The organism is Calothrix sp. PCC 7507 (genome assembly GCF_000316575.1).
In the GTDB taxonomy this organism is placed as follows: domain Bacteria; phylum Cyanobacteriota; class Cyanobacteriia; order Cyanobacteriales; family Nostocaceae; genus Fortiea.
This window is the reverse complement of record NC_019682.1, coordinates 4,200,065-4,220,586: the sequence shown is the minus strand read 5'-3', so window position 1 is coordinate 4,220,586 and position 20,522 is coordinate 4,200,065. Positions and strand designations below refer to the sequence as shown.

The 20,522-nt window shown below is 41.1% G+C and carries 20 protein-coding genes; 2 read left to right on the top strand and 18 right to left on the bottom strand.

What is annotated here, in order from left to right; genetic code table 11:
• Window positions 1–24: 24 nt before the first annotated feature.
• From CAL7507_RS18000 to CAL7507_RS17980, 5 genes are all read right to left on the bottom strand, one after another.
• Window positions 25–1,164 carry a glycosyltransferase gene (locus CAL7507_RS18000; RefSeq protein WP_015129914.1) on the bottom strand — a complete coding sequence of 380 codons (1,140 nt, stop codon included), beginning with the start codon at window positions 1,162–1,164 and terminating at the stop codon, window positions 25–27.
• Between the two features lie 158 nt (window positions 1,165–1,322).
• The gene (locus CAL7507_RS17995; protein ID WP_015129913.1) at window positions 1,323–3,551 is read right to left on the bottom strand and encodes an ABC transporter ATP-binding protein; all 2,229 of its coding nucleotides are present in this window, start codon (window positions 3,549–3,551) and stop codon (window positions 1,323–1,325) included.
• 169 nt (window positions 3,552–3,720) lie between these two features.
• Entirely contained in the window at window positions 3,721–4,662 is a 942-nt protein-coding gene (locus tag CAL7507_RS17990) for a hypothetical protein (RefSeq protein ID WP_015129912.1), read from the bottom strand.
• Window positions 4,663–4,741: 79 nt separating this feature from the next.
• Complete coding sequence (locus tag CAL7507_RS17985) at window positions 4,742–5,920, bottom strand: glycosyltransferase family 4 protein (protein ID WP_144051228.1); 1,179 nt, start codon at window positions 5,918–5,920, stop codon at window positions 4,742–4,744.
• A 512-nt stretch (window positions 5,921–6,432) separates the two neighbouring features.
• Complete coding sequence (locus tag CAL7507_RS17980; protein ID WP_015129910.1) at window positions 6,433–6,660, bottom strand: hypothetical protein; 228 nt, start codon at window positions 6,658–6,660, stop codon at window positions 6,433–6,435.
• A gap of 405 nt (window positions 6,661–7,065) precedes the next feature.
• Between CAL7507_RS17980 and gloB the strand changes: the two genes are divergently transcribed.
• Window positions 7,066–7,839: a hydroxyacylglutathione hydrolase gene (gene gloB, locus CAL7507_RS17975; RefSeq protein WP_015129909.1), complete on the top strand. Its 774-nt coding sequence runs from the start codon at window positions 7,066–7,068 to the stop codon at window positions 7,837–7,839.
• A 366-nt stretch (window positions 7,840–8,205) separates the two neighbouring features.
• Window positions 8,206–8,859 carry a hypothetical protein gene (locus CAL7507_RS17970; RefSeq protein WP_015129908.1) on the top strand — a complete coding sequence of 218 codons (654 nt, stop codon included), beginning with the start codon at window positions 8,206–8,208 and terminating at the stop codon, window positions 8,857–8,859.
• Window positions 8,860–9,023: 164 nt separating this feature from the next.
• Here CAL7507_RS17970 and CAL7507_RS17965 read toward each other — a convergent pair whose 3' ends face one another.
• From CAL7507_RS17965 to CAL7507_RS17905, 13 genes are all read right to left on the bottom strand, one after another.
• Window positions 9,024–9,791 carry a phycobilisome rod-core linker polypeptide gene (locus CAL7507_RS17965; protein ID WP_015129906.1) on the bottom strand — a complete coding sequence of 256 codons (768 nt, stop codon included), beginning with the start codon at window positions 9,789–9,791 and terminating at the stop codon, window positions 9,024–9,026.
• A gap of 112 nt (window positions 9,792–9,903) precedes the next feature.
• Window positions 9,904–10,617: a phycobilisome rod-core linker polypeptide gene (locus tag CAL7507_RS17960; RefSeq protein ID WP_015129905.1), complete on the bottom strand. Its 714-nt coding sequence runs from the start codon at window positions 10,615–10,617 to the stop codon at window positions 9,904–9,906.
• Between the two features lie 323 nt (window positions 10,618–10,940).
• Entirely contained in the window at window positions 10,941–11,684 is a 744-nt protein-coding gene (locus tag CAL7507_RS17955) for a phycobilisome rod-core linker polypeptide (protein ID WP_015129904.1), read from the bottom strand.
• 267 nt (window positions 11,685–11,951) lie between these two features.
• Window positions 11,952–12,815, bottom strand: coding sequence for a phycobilisome rod-core linker polypeptide (locus CAL7507_RS17950; protein WP_015129903.1), 864 nt, complete (start codon window positions 12,813–12,815; stop codon window positions 11,952–11,954).
• 38 nt (window positions 12,816–12,853) lie between these two features.
• Window positions 12,854–13,456 carry a HEAT repeat domain-containing protein gene (locus tag CAL7507_RS17945; protein ID WP_015129902.1) on the bottom strand — a complete coding sequence of 201 codons (603 nt, stop codon included), beginning with the start codon at window positions 13,454–13,456 and terminating at the stop codon, window positions 12,854–12,856.
• A 374-nt stretch (window positions 13,457–13,830) separates the two neighbouring features.
• Window positions 13,831–14,661 (bottom strand): HEAT repeat domain-containing protein, encoded by an 831-nt coding sequence (locus CAL7507_RS17940; protein WP_015129901.1) that lies wholly within the window; start codon window positions 14,659–14,661, stop codon window positions 13,831–13,833.
• 10 nt (window positions 14,662–14,671) lie between these two features.
• Window positions 14,672–14,917 (bottom strand): phycobilisome linker polypeptide, encoded by a 246-nt coding sequence (locus CAL7507_RS17935; RefSeq protein WP_015129900.1) that lies wholly within the window; start codon window positions 14,915–14,917, stop codon window positions 14,672–14,674.
• Between the two features lie 85 nt (window positions 14,918–15,002).
• The gene (locus CAL7507_RS17930) at window positions 15,003–15,863 is read right to left on the bottom strand and encodes a phycobilisome linker polypeptide (RefSeq protein ID WP_015129899.1); all 861 of its coding nucleotides are present in this window, start codon (window positions 15,861–15,863) and stop codon (window positions 15,003–15,005) included.
• A 161-nt stretch (window positions 15,864–16,024) separates the two neighbouring features.
• Window positions 16,025–16,516, bottom strand: coding sequence for a phycocyanin subunit alpha (gene cpcA, locus CAL7507_RS17925; RefSeq protein ID WP_015129898.1), 492 nt, complete (start codon window positions 16,514–16,516; stop codon window positions 16,025–16,027).
• Between the two features lie 77 nt (window positions 16,517–16,593).
• A complete protein-coding gene (locus tag CAL7507_RS17920; RefSeq protein ID WP_015129897.1) occupies window positions 16,594–17,115 on the bottom strand; it encodes a phycocyanin subunit beta in 522 nt (173 codons plus the stop codon).
• Between the two features lie 676 nt (window positions 17,116–17,791).
• Complete coding sequence (locus CAL7507_RS17915; protein WP_015129896.1) at window positions 17,792–18,430, bottom strand: HEAT repeat domain-containing protein; 639 nt, start codon at window positions 18,428–18,430, stop codon at window positions 17,792–17,794.
• A 249-nt stretch (window positions 18,431–18,679) separates the two neighbouring features.
• The gene (locus tag CAL7507_RS17910; RefSeq protein ID WP_015129895.1) at window positions 18,680–19,453 is read right to left on the bottom strand and encodes a HEAT repeat domain-containing protein; all 774 of its coding nucleotides are present in this window, start codon (window positions 19,451–19,453) and stop codon (window positions 18,680–18,682) included.
• Between the two features lie 85 nt (window positions 19,454–19,538).
• The gene (locus tag CAL7507_RS17905; protein WP_015129894.1) at window positions 19,539–20,375 is read right to left on the bottom strand and encodes a phycobilisome linker polypeptide; all 837 of its coding nucleotides are present in this window, start codon (window positions 20,373–20,375) and stop codon (window positions 19,539–19,541) included.
• Between the last annotated feature and the right edge of the window lie 147 nt (window positions 20,376–20,522).

Sequence of the window (20,522 nt, the reverse complement as noted above, 5' to 3'; positions counted from 1 at the left end):
TAATAACAATAGACTGAAATTTCTTCAAATAGCTAAAGTAGTTGGTACTACAACATTACCCTCAAAATAAGAACTAACAACTTCACTAATTTCTGACATAAATTTGTGTGTAGAAAATAGATTTATTTGTGTAGTCAAAGATGCAACTAGCTGATTTTGTTTAAGAGGATTACTTAAAACATTAATAATTTTATCCACAGCTTCTTGTTCATTATTAAAAAATAACTCATCATTGTGCTGACCCACGATTTCAACTTGTCCACCTTGACTTCTTACAAAGGGAATGGCACCAGCTTTAACCATTTCTGCAATAGAGATTCCAAACGGCTCTTTCTTATAGTGAATACCATACTTACATTTAGCTAGAAGTTGTGTATATTCCTCATATGGAAGACCTTTATGTAAAGTTATCCATGATGAATTTTCTTCAACTAACTTTTTTATTAAATTATTGTATTGCCAACCGTAGACACCACCACCGCCACCTGTAATGTGTAGCTTCACATCAAAACCTTGCTCTCGAACCAATTTGAGGATTTTAATAACTCTATGAGGTTCCTTAGCTTTAACTATCCTACCGCTGCAAATAAATGCATTTTCCTTCTCACTCCACGGTATATTTTGAATATTCATCACAACAGGAGGAAACACCACTTTGGCATCGACACCATATATTTCTTTAGCACGATTCGCAATGTGATAAGAATTGGCAATAGAGATATTTTTTGGGATTTGCTCTTCAGAAAAAGTAGATATTTTTCTATAAAATGATGTACCTTCAAGAACCTTGGTCATATGTATGTATTGAATACCTATCTTCCCAAGATCCATTGCATTGTATGCAGATAGAACTAAGTCATAATTATGACTGTTTTTCTTAAAAAACCGCATCAGAAGATGTAGAAATAACATTCTCATCTCCTTGTTATTTGCAATCAGGAAATAGCTGATATGACTAAAAAAATCTGGAACCAGATTTATCACTTTTACAGATTGATTTGAAAGACTTGTTCCATACATAAGATTGAGGCTTTCAAAATCAATTTTTCCAATTGTAAATAGGGTTATTTCATATTGATCTTGCAGTGCTTGAAGAATCCATAATGCCACTGTTTCTGCGCCACCACCTAAAAAATAGGGGTGAAAAACTGCTATTTTTTTCATACATTTTTTTATTTATTTCAGATACTTTATGTTACCCAACGTTAGCTAGGATCGTCAATGTAAATAATAGCTAAAAAATATTTTTATTTTTCTATGGATTGCGAAAGATAATTATCTTAATTTAAGACTATATTTTTCCTCTGAATAGAAGTTTATAACTATTCTTTCTCTAGAATCTCAATTTTATTGAGTAAATCTATAGCCAAATCATAGGAATCAGTAATTAATTCATTTTGTTCTTGAAGATTATCAACTAGACCATCTGCAAGTGAAGCTAGTATGGCAAGCCTGTTATTTAGCTTGATCCGAATTTCATCAAAAATACAAATTAATGTTTTATCTAAATGATTATTTTCCTCTATTACTGACGAGGAATTTAATTTATTTCGCAGTTTAATACTCTCTTCAAAAACTTCAATACCAGTGAGAATTCTCAATGCTGATTTGTAGGATTCTTCAAGTAATTCTTGCCGTTCTTTAACGTCATCCACCATTTCATCTATCAATAATCTCAAGCAACCAATCATAGAATTGAGTCGCGTCCGAATTTCGTAAGAAATCTGAATAAAAACCTGATTAAATTTTATTGCTGGTTCCGCATTTTTACCAAATTGCATTGAGTAGAGTTTTAAGTAATAACCACCTTTTTGTAACAGTTCATCATGGGTTCCTACTTCTACCACATGTCCTTGATCTAAAACGGCAATTTGATGAGCTTTTTGGACAGTAGAAAGACGATGAGCAATGACTAAAGTTGTGCGATCGCGACTCAGATCATCAATCGCAGCTTGTACCAAACGTTCAGAAACGGTATCTAAAGCACTAGTGGCTTCATCAAGAATCAGAATTTCTGGATTTTGTAGTAACGCACGAGCGATCGCTATTCTTTGTCTCTGTCCACCAGACAACATCACACCGCGATCGCCAACCAAAGTATTTAATCCTTGGGGTAATTTGATAATAAACTCATAAGCATTTGCCTGCTTGGCTGCAGCGATAATTTCATCATCACTGGAATCAGGACGTGCGTAAGCAATGTTACTCCGGATTGAGTCATTGAATAAAAACGTATCCTGACTAACAATTCCCATTGTCTGGCGTAGGGATTTGAGATCAAAATCGCGTATATCAACACCGTCAAAGGTAATACAGCCAGATATTGGATCATAAAATCTAGGTAACAAATCTGCCAATGTCGATTTACCTGCACCAGAACTACCTACTAAAGCCAGAGTTGTACCACGCGGTAAATATAAATCTACATCCTTCACCACCAACTTTTCCTGATTAGGGTAGGCAAAAGAAATGCAATTGAAATGTACACCTTCCTGTAATTTCCCGCAGTTAAGCTTACCCTTAAGCATAAACGGTTTATTATCTCGTTGTAAAAATTCAGTCACTATATCAACACTGGCAGCATTATTAGCAAAGGTACTGCGAAGGCTATTTAACTGAGCAATCAACGGCAAAAGTCGTAGTAATACTAATAAATATGTGAGCAGTACAGATGAAAGAGATGTAATCTCATTAGCAAAGAGAGTCCGACTTAAAAACACAATCATGAGTAAAGCCGTAATCCCCAGTACTTCACTAACCGGCCCAATTATTTGGGAATTAACTTGAGATTCAAATTCCGCTTTTTCGTGTTCACCAATTAAATATTTTATCTTTTTATAAGTTCTGTCTTCATTACCACTTGCCTTGACTAAGCGAATTCCACTTAGTGTTTCTATCATCATATTTGTATAAGCCTTAGACATTTCAGATAGTTGCTTCCCAAAAAACTTTGAACGGGAAATTGCATACTGATTTGCTAAGGCTATAAAAGAAAGTAAAATTGTTGAACCTATTGTCAATTGCCAGGAAATTGACAACAATATAATCACAAAAACTAAAATCGTAATTACTAATACAATTAACTTTATCGCATTACTTATAGAAGTAGCTGCACGAGATATTTCTACACCAAGTCGGTTAATTAAATCACCCAATTTCATCTTGGTAAAATAATTTATGTCAACTTCTAGCAATAATTGCACACCAGCATCTCGCATATCTGATGCTAGCGTTCGCTTTAAAGCGCTCGATGACAAAATACTAAAGTAACTAGCTGCATTTTTGAGTAAAATTATTAATATAATTGCTCCAGACATTGCCAATAATCTGTACTCTTCTGAAATATGATCAAACGGCAACATAATTGCTTTGAGAATACCAGGCGCACTACCTAAATTGACTTCTTGTCCCACAATTTTCAGGACAACTGGCACAATTAGTGCTGTACTAATTCCGTTAAATAAACCTCCAGAAAATCCTAATATTATTGTCAATATAATCATGCCTGGGTAAGGCTTAATAAAATATAACAATGTTTGATTCTTAAACATGGCTGATTTTTTCAAATAATTATTTTTTCAACTAACACTGCTAATGATATTTCTAGATAAATATATTTACATTAGTCTCACGTATACTTTGAGATTTCCGGGAAGCTGTATTAGAGGAACTCTACACAACTACAGCAATCAAAATACCTCTAAAATAATAATTAAAAAATCATAGCCAAAGCTCAAACTTCAAATCATAATGTCCAGCTTGCTCAGAGGGATACCATCCTGATTCAATTTTCTCAATGATGTTTGGTAATGCTTCTATAAATTCTGGACCCCGTTTGATAGGATGGAGTGTCCAAGCTTTTGGAGAACTGAGGGTAGCTCGGAAATAAGAAGTATTTTCTAGTTGTTTTGATATCATTACTTCCCATGAATCCAATGCACCTTTGTTAGCAAAATAGTTCACTAAGGTTTGAATTTTGGAGGGTAATAAATTAATGATTTTTGTTTTCGCAGGTCTCCAAAGAACTTTGAGCGGCAGTAAGCGGTCAAAACGTTTACGATCAATTAAATAAGCTCGACTACCAAAAAACTTGAAGCGATAAAAGCCATTAGAGTCTAGTTCATAAGGAAATATTTGTTGCATAGAACCATCTTGAGTTGGTGGGCCAGTTAGTGGTCTGACTGCCATTATGTCAGGCTTTTCTTGCAACAACTTAATACCTTCTTCTATCCAGCTATGACCAGATTGTTGGTAAAGAAGCATATCACTGTCAAAATGTAACATATAATCACTTTGGGACTCTTCAATGGTAAAAATTGTCCCCAATATGGGATAGCCTTTGTAATTATGTGTTTGTCTAATTCGACTATCAAAATGCTTTGTGTAGACTCGATGTTGATAGGTTTTGTCATAATTAATATCAACAATTTTATCTATCACACCTTTCTTTAATAACTCATTGCAGCAAGCACGTAATTCTTCCATAGTGCCGACACCAGGACGATTCACTTTATCACCTGTTAAAGGAGCAGTATCTACAGCTAACACGCGTTCTGTAAAAGGAAAGTTACACGTCCTCACTAAATGAGGAATTGTATGCATCATGAAAGGGATATCAGTCCGCGCTACTAAGATAGAAAGTGAACAACTAGGTAGTGCCATTTTTTTTCTTGATTTAAGGTGATTAATTATTTAATTACTGGCTGTATTTAATCTGAGAAGTTTAGGGTGAGTAAAAAAGCTATAATTTTTGAATAGTATGGGAAAGTATTTCTGCCATAGCATCAATGCTGTAATAGTCTATGCATCTTTTTCTTGCCAACTTTCCTAACTTTTGAGCTTCATCAAAATTCTGGAATATAAATTGGATTTTTTCAGCTAGTTGTTCCGGACAAGCAGGATCAACTAGATAACCAGTTTCACCTAAAATTTCTGGAATATCTCCCACTTTTGTTGCTAAAACTGGTTTTGCCATTGCCATCCCGTCAGTTATTTTCAATGGAAACTGTGCTAGAGCCGCTGGGGTATTTCGCTGTGGTACAACAATAATGTGAGCAGCTGCGACAATTTCAGGCATCATATTTGATGGATATTTCGCTAGCTTGATAATCCAACGTCCCCATTTTTCTATGAGATGACTATCATAATCATCGTAAGGACTACCACCAACAATTACTAATCTTAAATCTGGCTGATTTAGTTGCTCTAAAGCTATTAATACATCTTCTACTCCTTTGTAAGGTCTGGGAGCGCCAGGAAACATTAAAATCCGATATCCAGTTAGCCCATAACTTGCTCTACTCTTTTCAGGATCGTAGTGTTCAGGATTAAATAGATTAGTATCTTTACCATTAGGGACATAAACACCACTAAAACGTTGTTGCAGAAATTTAGTGTGAATTGTAATAGCATCCGCCTTATCTACTATGCCTTCCATCCATTTTAAATAAAGCGGATGATCGGGATATCTTAAAGCACCATCTTGTTTGATAATATCTTTGGCAAATTGCTTTATGCTGGGGCGATACTGCCACTTTTCACCACCATGCCAACTGAGTTCCCAGTCGTCTATATCTAATATCAATTTCTGAGGATGACGCCGATGTAAATTTTTCAGCAGAGATAAACCAAAGGTTGTTGCTTTTGGTCTCATTGCATAAATGATATCCCCATCAATTTTTTTTAGCAGATTTAAAGCTGTCTTGAAAAAACTTGGATAGTGACTGCCAGTAACTTGATGAACAGGAATATCTGATTGAGAAATTGCTGCTGATTCGTCACCGAATACAAATCCCAAAATTTCTACTTCATATGCAAGTTTTTGGAGAGCCTGAGCTAGCAAAAATGAACGTACACCTCCACCTCCCCATCTTCCGGCTCCAGCACTTGATAGATCGCTGACAATTATTGAAACTTTCAATTGTTTTTTTATTTCCTTTGAAATCACAATATTTAACTAAGAATAGTGTATGTACATAATAAAAGATTCATGAATTAGGTAGCACAAAGATAACTAAGTCAATTATTGACTATTGGTTTGTCTTAATAAAGTAGGTAATTCTTTAGTAAAAATACACCAACAATCTATATTAATTATTACTGTTATTCCTACAGAGATATTACTGATAATTACAGATGCTCTAGCTAATCAAGCATCAAACAATAGTGTTTATACTGAAAAAAAACTGATTTTTTATATAGAAATACTAAGATAGCTATCCGATTAGATTTTTGAGTTACATTTATGATGGGCAATACCCACTCTACAGATACTTAAAATTTTTCAGGAATCATTGAGGATTCTTGTATAAAAAAACTAACAGATTTATACTGTCAATTTAATTGGCTATATTACTAGCTTAGTATTCCCAAATTTGGATATTGGAAATACTAAGTTATGTACAATCAAGTTCTAAACAAGAGGTAGATAAGTTACCAGTTAACTAATTGTAGTTGCCCTGTCTGTATACGGTCAAAGATGCGATTAATCTGACGACGTTCTTCATCGCTCAAATCACTATGATTTAATACAGCAGATGTGAGCAAAGTATAATCTTGACGACTCATGCGCCCTGAAAAAAGGATGCGGTCTACGATTTTCTTAACCGCTATTTCTGTTTGATTATTAACAGGTTGGTAGATGGAAGCTTTGTAATTCATATTTTTCCTGTAGATGATGCAACTGATGATGAAACTGATGATGAAAAGATGCTTAACCTTTATCCAAAAAACAGCCAAAAAATAATTATTAATTTTGACTGATGCCGAAGTAAGTATTATTGCTTCCTGATACCAAATCTTTTTGATATATCGGGAACAAAACATACCAAAATTAATCTAACTTCCTGATTACGGGTATTTCCAGGGAATTTTTACTGATAAATCAACGTGGTTTTACTATTTTTCACTATATCTTCAGTAAAATTACGGTTGTGTATAATATATGTCGGCAGTAAATCGTAGCTATAATGAAGGCAGCATAAACGCTTGATAGAACTGGTGCATGTTCACTGGGGTTTAAGATTGCCGATTAATCCAAATCTATTTGTGGGGAAAGCAGAGCTAATGCAGGTCATTCGTCTTAAGGCGCTCTCGGACAACTACATATTCTTGCTGCATGACTGCACACATAATATTGCGGCTGTTGTTGATCCAGCTGAAGCGGAACCAGTGCTGCAGCACCTTGCAGAACTAAAAGCAGAGTTGGTGGCGATTTTTAACACACACCACCATCACGACCATGTGGGTGGTAATCAGCAACTAATCCAAAAATTTCCCCAAGTGACAGTTTATGGTGGAGCCGAGGATCGAGGAAGAATTCCCGGACAGCAAGTGTTTTTGCAAGATGGTTCGCGTGTTCAGTTTGCTGACAGAGTCGCTGAAGTTATCTTTGTTCCTGGACATACTCGCGCTCACATAGCTTATTACTTTCCTCCTCAAGATGTTGGTGAAACAGGGGATTTATTTTGCGGTGATACTTTGTTTGCTGGCGGTTGTGGGCGCTTATTTGAAGGGACACCGTCACAAATGGTAGAGTCTTTAAATAAACTTCGGTCTTTACCTGATAATACGCATGTTTGGTGCGCCCACGAGTACACCTTAAAAAATCTGCAATTTGCTCTCACGGTTGATGCTGGTAACACTGATTTACAAGAGCGCTACGATGAGGTAGAGGCATACCGTAGTCGGGGAGAAGCTACTGTTCCCTCATTATTGGGAGTAGAGAAACTTACAAATCCTTTTTTACGTTGGGAGCAACCGTCATTACAATTAGCTGTGAAGAGTAATGACCCAGTGCAAACTTTTGCCCGTATACGGGGATTGAAAGATAAATTTTAGCTATTGGTCATGAGTTGGAGCCTAGACACTGATGTGAGTCTCTAACTACTCATTTTCAGCCAACTAAATACTTGAGTAAGGTCACGGCGTGCCCATTGGTGTCAACTTAAGCAAAATCGGCGGTTATAAACCGCACGCCAGTCGCCTCAAGTCGGGAAACCCGCCCACGGCGCTGGCTCGGCTACACAGACAAAACCTGCCTCCGCAGATTAAAAAACCTTAATTTGACCTTAGTCCGCCTCCGCGGACTTCGCCTGTCTAGCCGCGAATTCTATTCGCTAGGTCTTAAGTTGACACAGGTGGGCAGTGCCCTGCCCCTACTGCTTGCGATATAATTTTGTACCGCATCTGAATGGGAACGGCTATATGCCTACAGAAAACTTAAGGGTTATTTTATTTTGCCACTGGCAGCGGATACTTGAACCTTTTGGTCTTGACCAAGTCGCAACTGAGACTGCTTTTAATGATCTAGTTGCAGCTTATTCTAATCCTAAGCGCTACTATCATACGCTACAACATATTCACCACGTCCTTAGCACCATTGAGACTTTGCAAGTCTACACAAAAGACTTGCTCGCTGTGCAGTTAGCTGCTTGGTTTCACGATATTATTTATGACACTCAAGCTCAAAATAACGAAGAAAGAAGCGCTGAGTATGCTGATAAATTACTAATTAATTTGGGTATTCCACTCAATAATATTGCTACGGTTACCCGTCTAATTCTAAATACAAAACAACATCATGCTGAAGCGGACGACTTTGATAGTCAAGTCTTACTTGATGCAGATTTAGCAATTTTAGCTGCTAACCCAGTCGAGTATCGGGAATATGCTGATGCTATTCGTCAAGAATATGCTTGGGTGTCAGAAGCAGACTATATTATGGGTCGCAGCCAAGTTTTACAACGATTTTTGGAGTGCGATCGCATTTATTCTACACCTTTGATGTTTGAGGTGGCTGAACAATCTGCCCGCTCTAATCTCAACACAGAAATCCAAGTTCTTTGTAAGGGAGTATAATGTTTCATCTGTCAATAGTTATGCCCTCAGTATCATTTACAAAAACTACTGAGTCTAATCTCCACTTAATATCACACCTAGCTAACAAGGAAGTGAAAGCTAGTGGTCACATTAACACGGAAATCAGACCCAGTATAAAATTTTAAGTGATCAAATTTTCAATCCTAGCGTCTGCTACCACCACGGTAAGGAACTGCGGCAAGATAATCGATGCTAAAAGCAGAGATTCTTTGCGCGTAGTTACCACTGGTGGTAATTTCAGCTGCGACATCTGCATATTTGCGTGGGTCGCCTTCTGGAAGACGCTTTTCTTGGAATTTGCGGGTGTAGAATTTCTCCACGGTAAAGCGCCAGTCGGTTGTGACGGTACCAACTTTGTCTTGGAAAGCTTCGCCGTAGCGAGGAGTGACCAAGTTGTGGGGACGACCTTCTAAACGCTTGCGTTGGTAGGGTACGGTATTTTCGCCAAAGCTTTGGCTGTACTCTTCAGAGTCCACGATCGCATCAACAAAGCCACTAAAACCCTTGGTGCCAATGACAATAGACCAAGCAATTTCTTCTTCTCTGTTGTAGGCTGAACGTCCCAACAACCGCTTGAGAGTAATATCTACTAGACGGTAGTTGTTGTTGACTGAGACAACCAGACGATAGAACGCCTCGGATTTAGCTAAACCTCGGATGAAGTCGCGCACAGAAAGTGAACCATTTTTCAATTGAGATTCCAACTGCTTTTGGCGGTTGAACTTCAGAATTTCGTGTTCGCTGAAAACTTGGCGATAAGCAGCCCAAATAATATTCTGGATGTCTGTGTATGAACTGACATCTTCGATCCGGTAGATATATGGTGTATTTTCGTTTTGGTCAGCGACGCCAAAGCTTTTAACCCGATGATTTTGACTGCTTGGTTTGTATTGAAGTAATGGCAGTGCCATGCTGCGTTTTTCCTCTTATTAATAAATTAAACAAAAAACTAGCTTGGTAAAGTGAAAGAGGCTTGATGGCTCAAAATCCTCATTCATACTTTACCTATTGTCCCCCATTCTGTTATTGGACAGAACTGATTCCGAACCAATTTAGGATGAGTAAGAAGGTGATGCCTAAGGTGATTGCCACTAAAACAGCTGATAATGCACCCCAATCAACATTCTTTGCAGATGTTTGATATGTTTGGACATACCACCTGTTCCTGACGATACCTGCCCGTTCACGATAGTCAGCACCATACCTGGGGGTAAAGCTGAACGGTCGGTCTGTATTTCGCCGTTGGCGCTGATAAGGTAAGGTGTAATCACCAAAGACTTGATCGTATTCTGCACTGTCAATTAGGGCATCTACAAACCCGCCCCAACCTTTAGTAGCTATTTGAATAGACCAAGCAATTTCTTCTTGGCGATTATAGGGAGTGCGTCCCAATATCCGCTTCAGGCAGATTTCTACTAACCGATAATTGCTATTTGGTGTCACAACTAATTCATAAAACCGCTCTGATTTAACTAAGCCTCGGATAAAATCCTTGACTGTAATTGACCGATTTTTTAGTTGTGTTTCCAAGGTAATTTGGCGGTTAAATTTGAGAATCTCCTGTTCGTTGAAGATTTGGCGATAGGCTGCCCAAATCAGTGCTTGGATTTCGCCAGGAGAGTTAGCAGTTTCCAGACGATAGAGATAAGGAGTATCTTCGTTTAAGTCAGCCGTGCCGAAGTTCCGAACTCTATGGTTTTGAGTTGTGGGTTTATATTCGAGTAGAGGTAGTACCATTTCAAAAATCCGCCTTTGCTAATTGGCAAGTGAGAATCTTTGGATAACGCAGAACCCCCTCAACTTCTAAACCTATGTCACTGGAGAAAGTGCTGAGTGCTGAGTGTGAGTGCTGAGTGCTGAGTCCTGAGTGCTGAGTGCTGAGTCCTGAGTGCTGAGTCCTGAGTGCTGAGTCCTGAGTGCTGAGTATAAATACTAGCCCCTATTTCCTAGTCCCCAGTCCCCAGTCCCTAGTCCCCAGTCCTCAGTCCCTAGTCCCTAGCCCCTAGCCCCTAGCCCCTAGCCCCTAGCCCCTAGCCCCTAGCCCCTAGTCCCTAGCCCCTTTACCGTACTGGGAAATTAGTGCTGGGACTGATGGAAACGGCGACACCTTCAGGTTTTGTATTTCTGGTGGTGTCAGGGATTTGGATATTGGCCAGATTGACTCGTGCATAGACTAGCGGGCGAATCTGGATAGAACTTGCTAATTCTAGGAAGTTCTTGATATCGCCAGACTTATAGCGCTCATCTTCTAGCTTATCGCGCCAGTAGTTCCCATAGCGGGGTGTCACTAGATTAAATGGTCTATCTTTATAGCGACGGCGTTGGTAGGGAACTATATTCTCACCAAAGTTGCTTTGATATTCTTGAGTCTCTAGCAAAACATCAACGAAGCCGTCCCAGCCGAGGGTAGCTATTTTGATTGACCAAGCAATTTCTTCGTCTTTGTTGTAAGGCGCACGACCTAAAAGCCGTTTGAGGGCAAGTTCTACGAGGCGATAGTTGGAGTTTGACTTGATGACTAAAGTCTTAAAAGCCTCGGATTTAGCTAGACCCCGGATGAAGTCGCGCACGGTAATTGCTTTATTCTTCAGCTGAGATTCGAGATTGCCTTGGCGATAGAATTTCAGGATCACATGTTCGCTGAAAACTTGGCGGTAAGCAGCCCAAATTAGTTCTTGGACTTCGCCTTCCAAAGCATAGTCTTCGATGCGGTAAATTCTGGGAGTGTCTTCGTTAGGTACTTCGTAACCAGCAACCCGCTGGTTTTGGGAACTGGGTTTGTATTCTAGTAAAGGTATTGTCATTTCAGTTATCAGTTATCAGTTAACAGTTGTCAGTTGTCATTGGTCATTGGTCATTTGTGTTACTTCTCATGACTCATAACTTTTGACTTTGCCAATTCTAGATTTTAGGTTTTAGATTTTAGATTTTTTTTTGGTTTGTGCCCTGTAGAAAGATGGGTGAAACAAATTCAACTTTCTCTCAATTTAAAATTCTTGAGCCAAGTATCTTCGTGATAGGGGTCAATCCAAAATCGTCAATCCAAAATCCAAAATTGATTGACTCTTGACTTAATTTGTTTTGATTCCAGGAATGTAACGATAGGGTAGAGAAACTGCTGTGGGTTTGACGGTTGGCTTGCTTACCGCAGGTTGACCGGCTATGGCTGTTGCAGGTTCGCTACTGGTATCTGAAAGCTGAACGTCTCTGATATAGGAAATTGCTGTGGCGGATGTGCGCTGGTAATTATTTTGGGGAGTAAGGATTTGCCCTGCTAGTGCGAAGAAATTATCGGGAATTCCTTGACGAATAGCTGTCTTCTCAGTTTCTCCTGAGATGCGGGCGGTATAGAAGGAACGTCCTCCTAAATATGTTAAGGTCTGGCGATCGCGCCAGTAAGAAGCATAGCGGGGGTTCGCTAAGTTAAAAGGTCGTTCTCCAAAACGACGACGCTGATAGGGTACGATGTCATCGCCAAAGTTTTGCAGGTACTCTTCAGAGTCTAGTAAGGCGTCGATGAAACCATGTAATCCCTTGGTACCAATCACAATCGACCAGGCAATTTCCTCGTCTTTATTGTAGGCGGCGCGTCCTAAAAACCGTTTTAAGACGATATCAACTAAGCGGTAGTTAGAGTTGATGTCTGCTACCTGTGTACGGAAAACTTCGGATTTACCCAATCCCCGGATAAAATCTCGGACGTTGATTGCCCGATTTCGCAGTTGAGATTCTAAAAAGGTTTGACGGTTGCTTTTGATAATTAGGTGTTCGCTAAAAATTTGCCGATATGCAGCCCAAATGATGGCGTCAATATCTTTATTGGAAGTAGCTGCTGCTAAACGATAAATTGTTGGCGTGTCTTCGTTGGGTACTTCGTAACCATCTACACGCTGATTTTGAGTTGTAGGAGAATATGAAAGTAGTGGTATTGACATCTTTACTTTTACCTTTGTTTTATGGTAAGTAAAACAAGCTATTGGCTGTGAGCCAAATACACGCGAGATCGGACTGCCTTCTCGGGATCACTTGCTAGCATTTCTTCGAGTCTAGCCCGAATAGGGTGTCGTAACTCAGGTATCTTTGCTAAGGCTTGTAAACCAACAACAGCTGCGTAACGAATTGACCAGTCTGAGTCTTGGGAAATGGATAGCAAGGTTGACAATGCTCTTGTGAGTGCTGTCTGGCTGTCGGGAACACTTAGCTGATGCCAGTGTAAGTTACCTAGTCCTTTGGCTGCGGCACGGCGAACAGTGGGGGCAAAGTCAGTAGCTGCTATGGTGATCAATACATCTAAGGCGCGAGGGTCGGCGATCGCTGCTAAAGTGCGAATCGAATAAGCCCGCGCGCCATAGTTATAATCATCTATCTGTTCTAGCAATTGAGGCACTGCCACCTCTCCCAACTCTATTAGGCCAGCTGCTGCTATTGCTGCTGCTGCTGGGTTGTTATAACCAAACACGGCTATTAAGGTGGGAATTGCCGCTGCATCTCTTGCTGCTGCTAAGTTTTGCACTGCGTCCACCATGCGCGCAGGTGTGTCTGCAAGGGTGACAGCACGAATTAGTTCTTCTGTCATTGGTCAAGAGTCAATGGTCAAGCAATTTTGGATTTTAGATTTTAGATTTTGGATTGACCCCGACCACCCAACGACCGCTCAGGGAATCGCAAGGGTACGGGGCTTGGGGATTTTAAATTTTAGATTTGGGATTTTTTCCGCTTGACTTCGGACGGGGCACGAACCAAAAAAATCTAAAATCGGCAATTTAAAATCTAAAATTGGCACGGTCAAGAGTCAATGGTCAAGAGTCAACGGTCAAGAGTTAATATCAGCCAGTGCTTTAGGAGGGTTAGCCCGACCCAGGCGACTGGCGTTCAACAGTCAATGGTCGCCACTTTTGACTATAGACTATGGACTCTTGACTCTTGACTCTTGACTCTCTTGACTCTTGACTACAATAATGAATCCATCAGGTTCATCACCCGGATGGCATCATCAGAAACATGGAGGTTGTCTAGTTCCTCTGGGAGTTGATGTTCTAGCAATCCTTTGAGGGCAATGAGTTTGAAGCTATTTTCTGCCTTGGCAGAGGCGATCGCCTCTGCTGCTGCTAAATAACCAATTGCACCCAAGTCCCCCAAGGCAACACGGCGCAATTTTAGGTCGCTGCTATCCAATACTTTCACTAAACGCTCCCCGTAGGCAGAGTCTTGTGTTAGTTGGTACATCGCTCTGGCTGCGGCGCACTGCACCCGTGGTATTGGATGCTCTAGGAAAGGCTGAATGAGGGAAATAGCCTCAGTTGCTTTAATAGCTCCCAAGGCTTCTAACACGGCTTCATAAGGCTGAATTAAGTGTGGGCGTCCCGGCACTTGTACAGCCGCTGCTACACCCCCATCTAGCAGTTGTATTAGTGCTGATGCTGCTGTTTTGGCACGCAGCATTAGTAGGGATTCGGCAGCTGCTTCACGGACATAGAAGTCGGCACATTCCAAGCACTTAATTAAGCTTGGTACGGCTTTGCCGTCGCCTAATTTCCCCAGCGCTCTAGCGGCGTTGCGTCGTAGTGGATAACCTCCCAGTTCAGTTCTGTCGGCTTCATCCTCTAAGGCTGCAATTAGGGCATCTACAACCTCTGGCTGATTAACCCGGAACCTTCCCAACCACCAAGCAGCATAATAGCGGAGACTTAAATCTGATGATTGCAGGTTAGCGATCGCTTGCTCTGGTGTCAGTTGCGGTGCGTTATCGGCAGAATATTCTGCCGTGCTGGGTTCTATCATTGCCAGGGCGCTATTCTCCCTCTTTAGGACTCAATTGCTCAATTTTGACGATTTTGCCACCCAAGCGGGTAATCCGTTGATATTCTTCATTCAAGCGGCTATATGGCACTGTAATAAATACACTGCCACTATTCCGAATGCTGTATTTATTTTTGTCGGTTTCTGAGTTTTGCCGCAAGCCTACGACTTCGTAACGAAATACCCGGCTAGCAGATGAAGAAACGCTACCAGTACTAGGTGTAATTTGAGCGACCATTACTTCTATATCTCCTCTACTGTTGTCAAAAGTTATTTGTCATTGGTCATTTGTTTGCACAACTGACTACTGACAAATAACATTCCTATGCTGATGTGACACTGACGATTTTGCCGCCCAGCTTATGAATTTGCTGGATTTTGTCGGAAAGCCGCTCGTAAGGTACGATAAACACTGTGCTACTACGGCGCACGCTGGGATAACCAGGGCTACGGATGGCGGTGACTTCAATCCGATAAGTGCGATCGCCTGCACCTACAGCATTTCCTAAATTCTTCTTGGGAGCTACATCAGCTGACGCCCGGAAACTCCAGTTATCGTTGGTTCCAGAAGGGCCAACAATTGAGGATGATTTGTTGCTTGCCAGTTCCCGCGCTAAACGAGATTTTTTCCCTTCTACCTGAGCGTTGTCGCTATTGGCATAGCCCCGATATAACCGGAATATCCGATTAAAGCCAGCAATTTTTTGTCCTGGTTGGTTGTCAAAACCACGATAATAAGGTACGATGCTGTCGCCGAAGTTATTTTGATACTCTACAGAATCAATGTAGGAGTCAATTTCAGCGTCATACCCTTTGCTTTGGTACAAGTCTAGGTGATAAGCCACCTCTGACTCATCGTAGGGAGCGCGACCCAACAAATGCTTATAGTTGAGTTCAATCAACCGAGTTTGAAAACTGCTGTAGAAAAACTTGGATTTGTAAAGTTCTGATTTGGCAACACTACGCACAAACTCGCGCACTGTCAGGTTGCCATCTCTTAATAGTGATTCGGCGCTAATCAAACGATCCGATGCCAACACATAGTCATTACCCAAGACGTGCCGATAAACTGCACGGATTACAGTTTCGACTTCTTCTCGACTTGCATTGGGGCGAAGTTCAATTCGACCTGCTTGACTAAACGGCTCTGTTCCTAGCCTAGATGCTGCTGCTGTAATTGCCATTGCTTTCTTCCCCCTTTTTATTTGCACTCCGGCTGTTTACACCGACTGCTTGGTTTGCTAAAGCTTTTTATATTTGCCTACATAAAACTATGCCCGGAGCGAGATCCAACCGCTGGGTGACTTCATCCAGCACTTGCATCCCTCTCCGGGCATGACGGGATCTAGCTTAGAGCGTTGATCGCGTAGTCGATGTAGCTGTTAGCTTCGCCAGCAGCTTGACCGCTCAAACCGTGGTTAGCTTTGATATATTTCAAAGCTTCAACATACCAGCTGGGAGACAAATCAAAGGAACTGTTGATTTCAGCCAAACCAGCAATTAGGTATTCATCCAAAGGACCTGTACCACCAGCAACTAAGCTATAGGTGATGATCCGGAGGTAGTGACCAACGTCACGAGCACACTTGGATTTACCGCGGCTATCAGCAGCAAACTGAGGGCCTGCTGATTGGGTGGTGTAGGGGAATTTTTGGTAAACAGCTTGAGTTGCACCGTCAATCAAGCGTTGTGCATTTGAGGTCAAGGCACGAGCAGCTTCCAAGCTGTCGCCAGCACGGTCGAAACGACCTCTAGCGGATTGGAGTTCGGTGTTGCTTAAGAAACGTCCTTGGGTGTCAGCAGATGCAATAGCTTCGGTAATTGGTGTTTTAACCATGATGTAATATCTCCTTGGTGTTTCGTATCTTTCTGTCCTAGATACCTAATTTCTAGGTACTGGGTTTTTTATTGCAATTAAGCAACAGCAGCAGCAGCACGATCAAAGTAGCTAGCAACTTCAGAAATTAACTGACTGCAATCTCCTTTGGAGATGCCATTGGGATCGTTAGCAAGAGCGATCGCAGCATCTTTGATTTTCAGAATGCCCACAGCTACGGAAGAACCAGGAGTACCCAAAGCTTGGTATGTTTCACGCAGACCGTTCAGAGCGCGGTCGTCGAGAACGCTGGAATCACCTGCTAGAATAGCGTAGGTAACATAGCGCAAAATGATTTCTAAGTCGCGCAAACAAGCTGCTGCACGGCGGTTTGTGTAAGCGTTACCACCAGGAGCAACTAGTTGGGGCTGCTCTTCAAACAAAGAACGAGCTGCGTTGGTAACAATAGCAGAAGCATTGCTGGTGATGCGGTTAACAACATCCAAGCGCTTGTTGCCGTCTCTGACTACGTTAGCCAAAGCGTCTAGTTGTTCGCTGCTGAGGAATGCTCCTTGAGCGTCTGCTTGAGAAACAACCTTGGTGAATACATCTAATGTCATGGACTCTAATCTCCTAATTACTTAGATGAGAGATGTCTAAATTAAAACTGGCAATGTTTTATCAATTTGGAATGGCTAAAAACAGACTCAAAATCAAACCGTTTCTCTCGCTTTAGCCTCAAATTTCTTTTGTCACTGGCGTGAAATGGAAATTATGAGAATCTGGAGTGATTTTATGAGAACCAGGCAAACTTTATGAATTGATTGCCTCATTTAACTTTCGTCTGTGATTTAACCCCTCCAGCTTATGTTTATACAATGCCATAGATCCATTATTCGTTACAAATTATGAATAAATAAGATGCGGGAATAAGATAAGCCTCAAATCCTTTACATATAAGGGCTACGCCTGAGAAAACACAAATATTTTCGTAACATTGCTTCATAATCTTGCCGTTAAATAGGGAATTTGCCTGGTTTTAGATTTTTTTAATTTTTGCGAAAACCTAGAAAACATAAGCTATTGAAGTTTTTATCTGGTTTTGCCATCCGGACAGCTTTTGTTACAAAACATAAACTTTATATTTCTCAAAATTGTGGAAAGTTTTTTTGGGCATTTGTCATTGGGCATTTGTCATTGGGCATTGGGGAATAGGTTATTTTTTGTCTTTTCTATCTCCCCCTGCTCCCCTGCCCCCTGCTCCCCTGCCCCCTTGCCTCTTCCCCAGTCCCCAGTTCACGCTACAGCAGTTGGTAATGCCGTTAGGGCTATGGTAATGCGAGAGCGGACAACTTGGTCTACTTCCTGGGCGATCGCCTGTTGTAAAGCCATACCAGCCCCTATTGTGGCAAGTTCTTGCAGGGAAATCGCGGCTGCATAACGCAGTCCCCAATCCTCTGGAGTCAACAATGCCCAAGTCAGCTTTTGTTCAACACGACTAATAATTTCTGTATCGCTAGAAGTCCGCCCTATCTCTCCCAATCCTCTAGCAGCGATGCGGCGGACATTTCCCTGACAGTGATTGGCTACTGCTGTCCCCACAACTTCAGCTAACAAATCCAGTGCTTCTGGATTGCCAATTTGGGCTAAAGCTTGAATAATATGCGCTTGTAATCCTTGATCTTGTGAACTAGTGAAAGCGGCAATTAACGGTTTTACAGTTGCAGGTGCTAATTTTACCAACACTTCCACCGCCGCAGCCCGAACAGCAACGTGGTGATGACTCAAACTTTGCATTAAAGCACTGATGGCTGCTAATGCTTGTGTACCGCTAGCACCTAAAGCAGTAATTGCAGCTAACGCAGTTTCTGGAGTTGCAGCATTGTTGATTTGTAAAATCAATTCCTCAGTATTATGAGAGTCAAATTTATTCATGGTAGTTCAGTAATTTGGGTATAAAAAATCCATAAAAAAAGGGATTGGAAAATAGGTCATCAGTAGTATAAATTATCAGCCACTGACAACTTACCACCGACAACTGACTAATTACCAATCCCTTCCCTAATACCGTTTCTTTGTGAAGCTGCATATAATTCACCCCCCGGCTATCGCCGTCCCCCCTTACCAAGGGGGGACTACAGGGGGGTATTATTATGTGCATCTTCATACAAAATAGGTATAATTTCAAAGCTGAATTAATAGATCATCAATTGCTTTAAAAAGTATTTGAGATATTTCCTGTTGAGAAATATCACTATTTAAAACTGTTTCGAGAATTCGCTTTAAATTTAATAGCTTCAAACTATTAGGAACTTTAGCCCCCAAAATCGCTTGCACAGCTTGCTGATGACCAACTGCACCTAAGTCAAATAAGGCTGCCCAGCGCAAATACATATTGTCATGATTCAGATTTTTGACAATGCGTTCGATATACTGCGGCTCCTGAGTTAGGAGATACATATATCGAGCAGCTGCACACTGCACTCGCTCAGAAGCATGATTAAGAAAAGGCTCAATTTGGTGACGAGCTGACCAAACTTGTAAAGTTGCTAATGCTTCTATCAGAGCTTCATAGGGTTGCTCTTGACTCGATTGCAAAAGATGCAACAGAGGTGTTACAGCTTGCTTGTCGCCAATAGCAGCTAAAGCAGCGATCGCTGCTTCTCGTAAACGCAAATCCGTATCACATGCTAACGCTGCAACTAACGCTGTTACTGCTTGGGGATTTTTCAATTGTCCCAAAGCCCTTGCAGCTTGACGGCGCAGGGGATATCCTCCTGATGGGATCTTATATTTTTCATCAAAGAGAGCATCACAAAGCGCCCCACAGCCCGCTTGCACTTGATTTTTACCTAGCCACCAAGCAGCATAATAGCGGATTTGGTTATCTTCACAAGACAAAGCAGCGATCGCCGCTTCCGGAGAAAGAATAGGTTCGGCAGATTGAATAGTAGTCATAAATTATCAGTGGGGAATTGGGAATTGGGAAGCTTTTTTATAATCTCCTCCATCTCCCTCATCTCCCCACAGTCCCCATCCTCTTCTAAACGGGCGAAATGCTCAAAATCTTCCCGCCGCGTTTGTGAATTTCTTGGTATGTAGCAGAGAGTCGGTCATAGGGTACGGTGTAAACCTGTCTGCTACGACGGACTGATACTTTGCCATTCAATCCACCGGCGATCGTTTCAATCACGAACATCCGATTATCTCCCCGTGCAGCTGAACTAACTAAAGTTGGTGCTGATGAAGCAAAGCTAGTTCCTGCTGATGTTGGTGGTGAAATCCAGTTAGCCAAATTTAAGGATATTTTTGTCCGCAAACGGGAATTTTTACGTCCCATCTGAGCATTATCACTATTACCAAGTCCGCGATAAAGCTCGAATATCCGGTTAAATCCTACAGTTTTCATTCCGGGGATTGATTGAAATCCACGGTAATAAGGAACGATGGAAGTACCAAAGCCACTTTCGTATTCTGGGCTGTAAATGTAGGAGTTAATTTCAGTGTCGTAACCTTGAGAAGCGTAGAGATCTACGTGGTAAGCAATCTCTGATTGATCGTAAGGCGCACGTCCCAGTAAGTGCTTATAATTCAATTCGATAAAACGCACTTGGGAGTTGCTATAAAAAAAGCTTTCCTTGTAAAAGTCAGATTTTGCTAAAATCTCTACAAACTGCCTGACATCAATTTGTCCGTTGCGTAATAAAGCTTCAGCGCTAGTAAATTTTGAAAAAGCATATACTCCTTGACGTCCAAAAATTTGTGCATAGGCAGCCCGAAATACTTTTTGCAAATCATCTTCGCTCCAATTTTGGCGAAGCTCAGTTTTTTGATCGATTTGATCTCTAATTGCTAGCCGTTCGGCGACTGAACCACTCATCTTAACAATCGCTCCCTTGTTAAATTTGTTGTGTAAATAAATTTGGGTCTTTGGGAGTAGATCAATTCTCAAATTAAGTTAATAGAAATCAATCTTAATTTTTTGGAGAACGCGCACGGCATGAAAGCGTTACAACAAAACATTAAA

Coding starts and splice junctions, on each gene's coding strand:
- CAL7507_RS18000 (WP_015129914.1), bottom strand. CDS start 1,164: ATGAAAAAAATAGCAGTTTTTCACCCCTATTTTTTAGGTGGTGGCGCA.
- CAL7507_RS17995 (WP_015129913.1), bottom strand. CDS start 3,551: ATGTTTAAGAATCAAACATTGTTATATTTTATTAAGCCTTACCCAGGC.
- CAL7507_RS17990 (WP_015129912.1), bottom strand. CDS start 4,662: ATGGCACTACCTAGTTGTTCACTTTCTATCTTAGTAGCGCGGACTGAT.
- CAL7507_RS17980 (WP_015129910.1), bottom strand. CDS start 6,660: ATGAATTACAAAGCTTCCATCTACCAACCTGTTAATAATCAAACAGAA.
- gloB (WP_015129909.1), top strand. CDS start 7,066: ATGCAGGTCATTCGTCTTAAGGCGCTCTCGGACAACTACATATTCTTG.
- CAL7507_RS17970 (WP_015129908.1), top strand. CDS start 8,206: ATGCCTACAGAAAACTTAAGGGTTATTTTATTTTGCCACTGGCAGCGG.
- CAL7507_RS17965 (WP_015129906.1), bottom strand. CDS start 9,791: ATGGCACTGCCATTACTTCAATACAAACCAAGCAGTCAAAATCATCGG.
- CAL7507_RS17960 (WP_015129905.1), bottom strand. CDS start 10,617: ATGGTACTACCTCTACTCGAATATAAACCCACAACTCAAAACCATAGA.
- CAL7507_RS17955 (WP_015129904.1), bottom strand. CDS start 11,684: ATGACAATACCTTTACTAGAATACAAACCCAGTTCCCAAAACCAGCGG.
- CAL7507_RS17950 (WP_015129903.1), bottom strand. CDS start 12,815: ATGTCAATACCACTACTTTCATATTCTCCTACAACTCAAAATCAGCGT.
- CAL7507_RS17945 (WP_015129902.1), bottom strand. CDS start 13,456: ATGACAGAAGAACTAATTCGTGCTGTCACCCTTGCAGACACACCTGCG.
- CAL7507_RS17940 (WP_015129901.1), bottom strand. CDS start 14,661: ATGATAGAACCCAGCACGGCAGAATATTCTGCCGATAACGCACCGCAA.
- CAL7507_RS17935 (WP_015129900.1), bottom strand. CDS start 14,917: ATGGTCGCTCAAATTACACCTAGTACTGGTAGCGTTTCTTCATCTGCT.
- CAL7507_RS17930 (WP_015129899.1), bottom strand. CDS start 15,863: ATGGCAATTACAGCAGCAGCATCTAGGCTAGGAACAGAGCCGTTTAGT.
- cpcA (WP_015129898.1), bottom strand. CDS start 16,516: ATGGTTAAAACACCAATTACCGAAGCTATTGCATCTGCTGACACCCAA.
- CAL7507_RS17920 (WP_015129897.1), bottom strand. CDS start 17,115: ATGACATTAGATGTATTCACCAAGGTTGTTTCTCAAGCAGACGCTCAA.
- CAL7507_RS17915 (WP_015129896.1), bottom strand. CDS start 18,430: ATGAATAAATTTGACTCTCATAATACTGAGGAATTGATTTTACAAATC.
- CAL7507_RS17910 (WP_015129895.1), bottom strand. CDS start 19,453: ATGACTACTATTCAATCTGCCGAACCTATTCTTTCTCCGGAAGCGGCG.
- CAL7507_RS17905 (WP_015129894.1), bottom strand. CDS start 20,375: ATGAGTGGTTCAGTCGCCGAACGGCTAGCAATTAGAGATCAAATCGAT.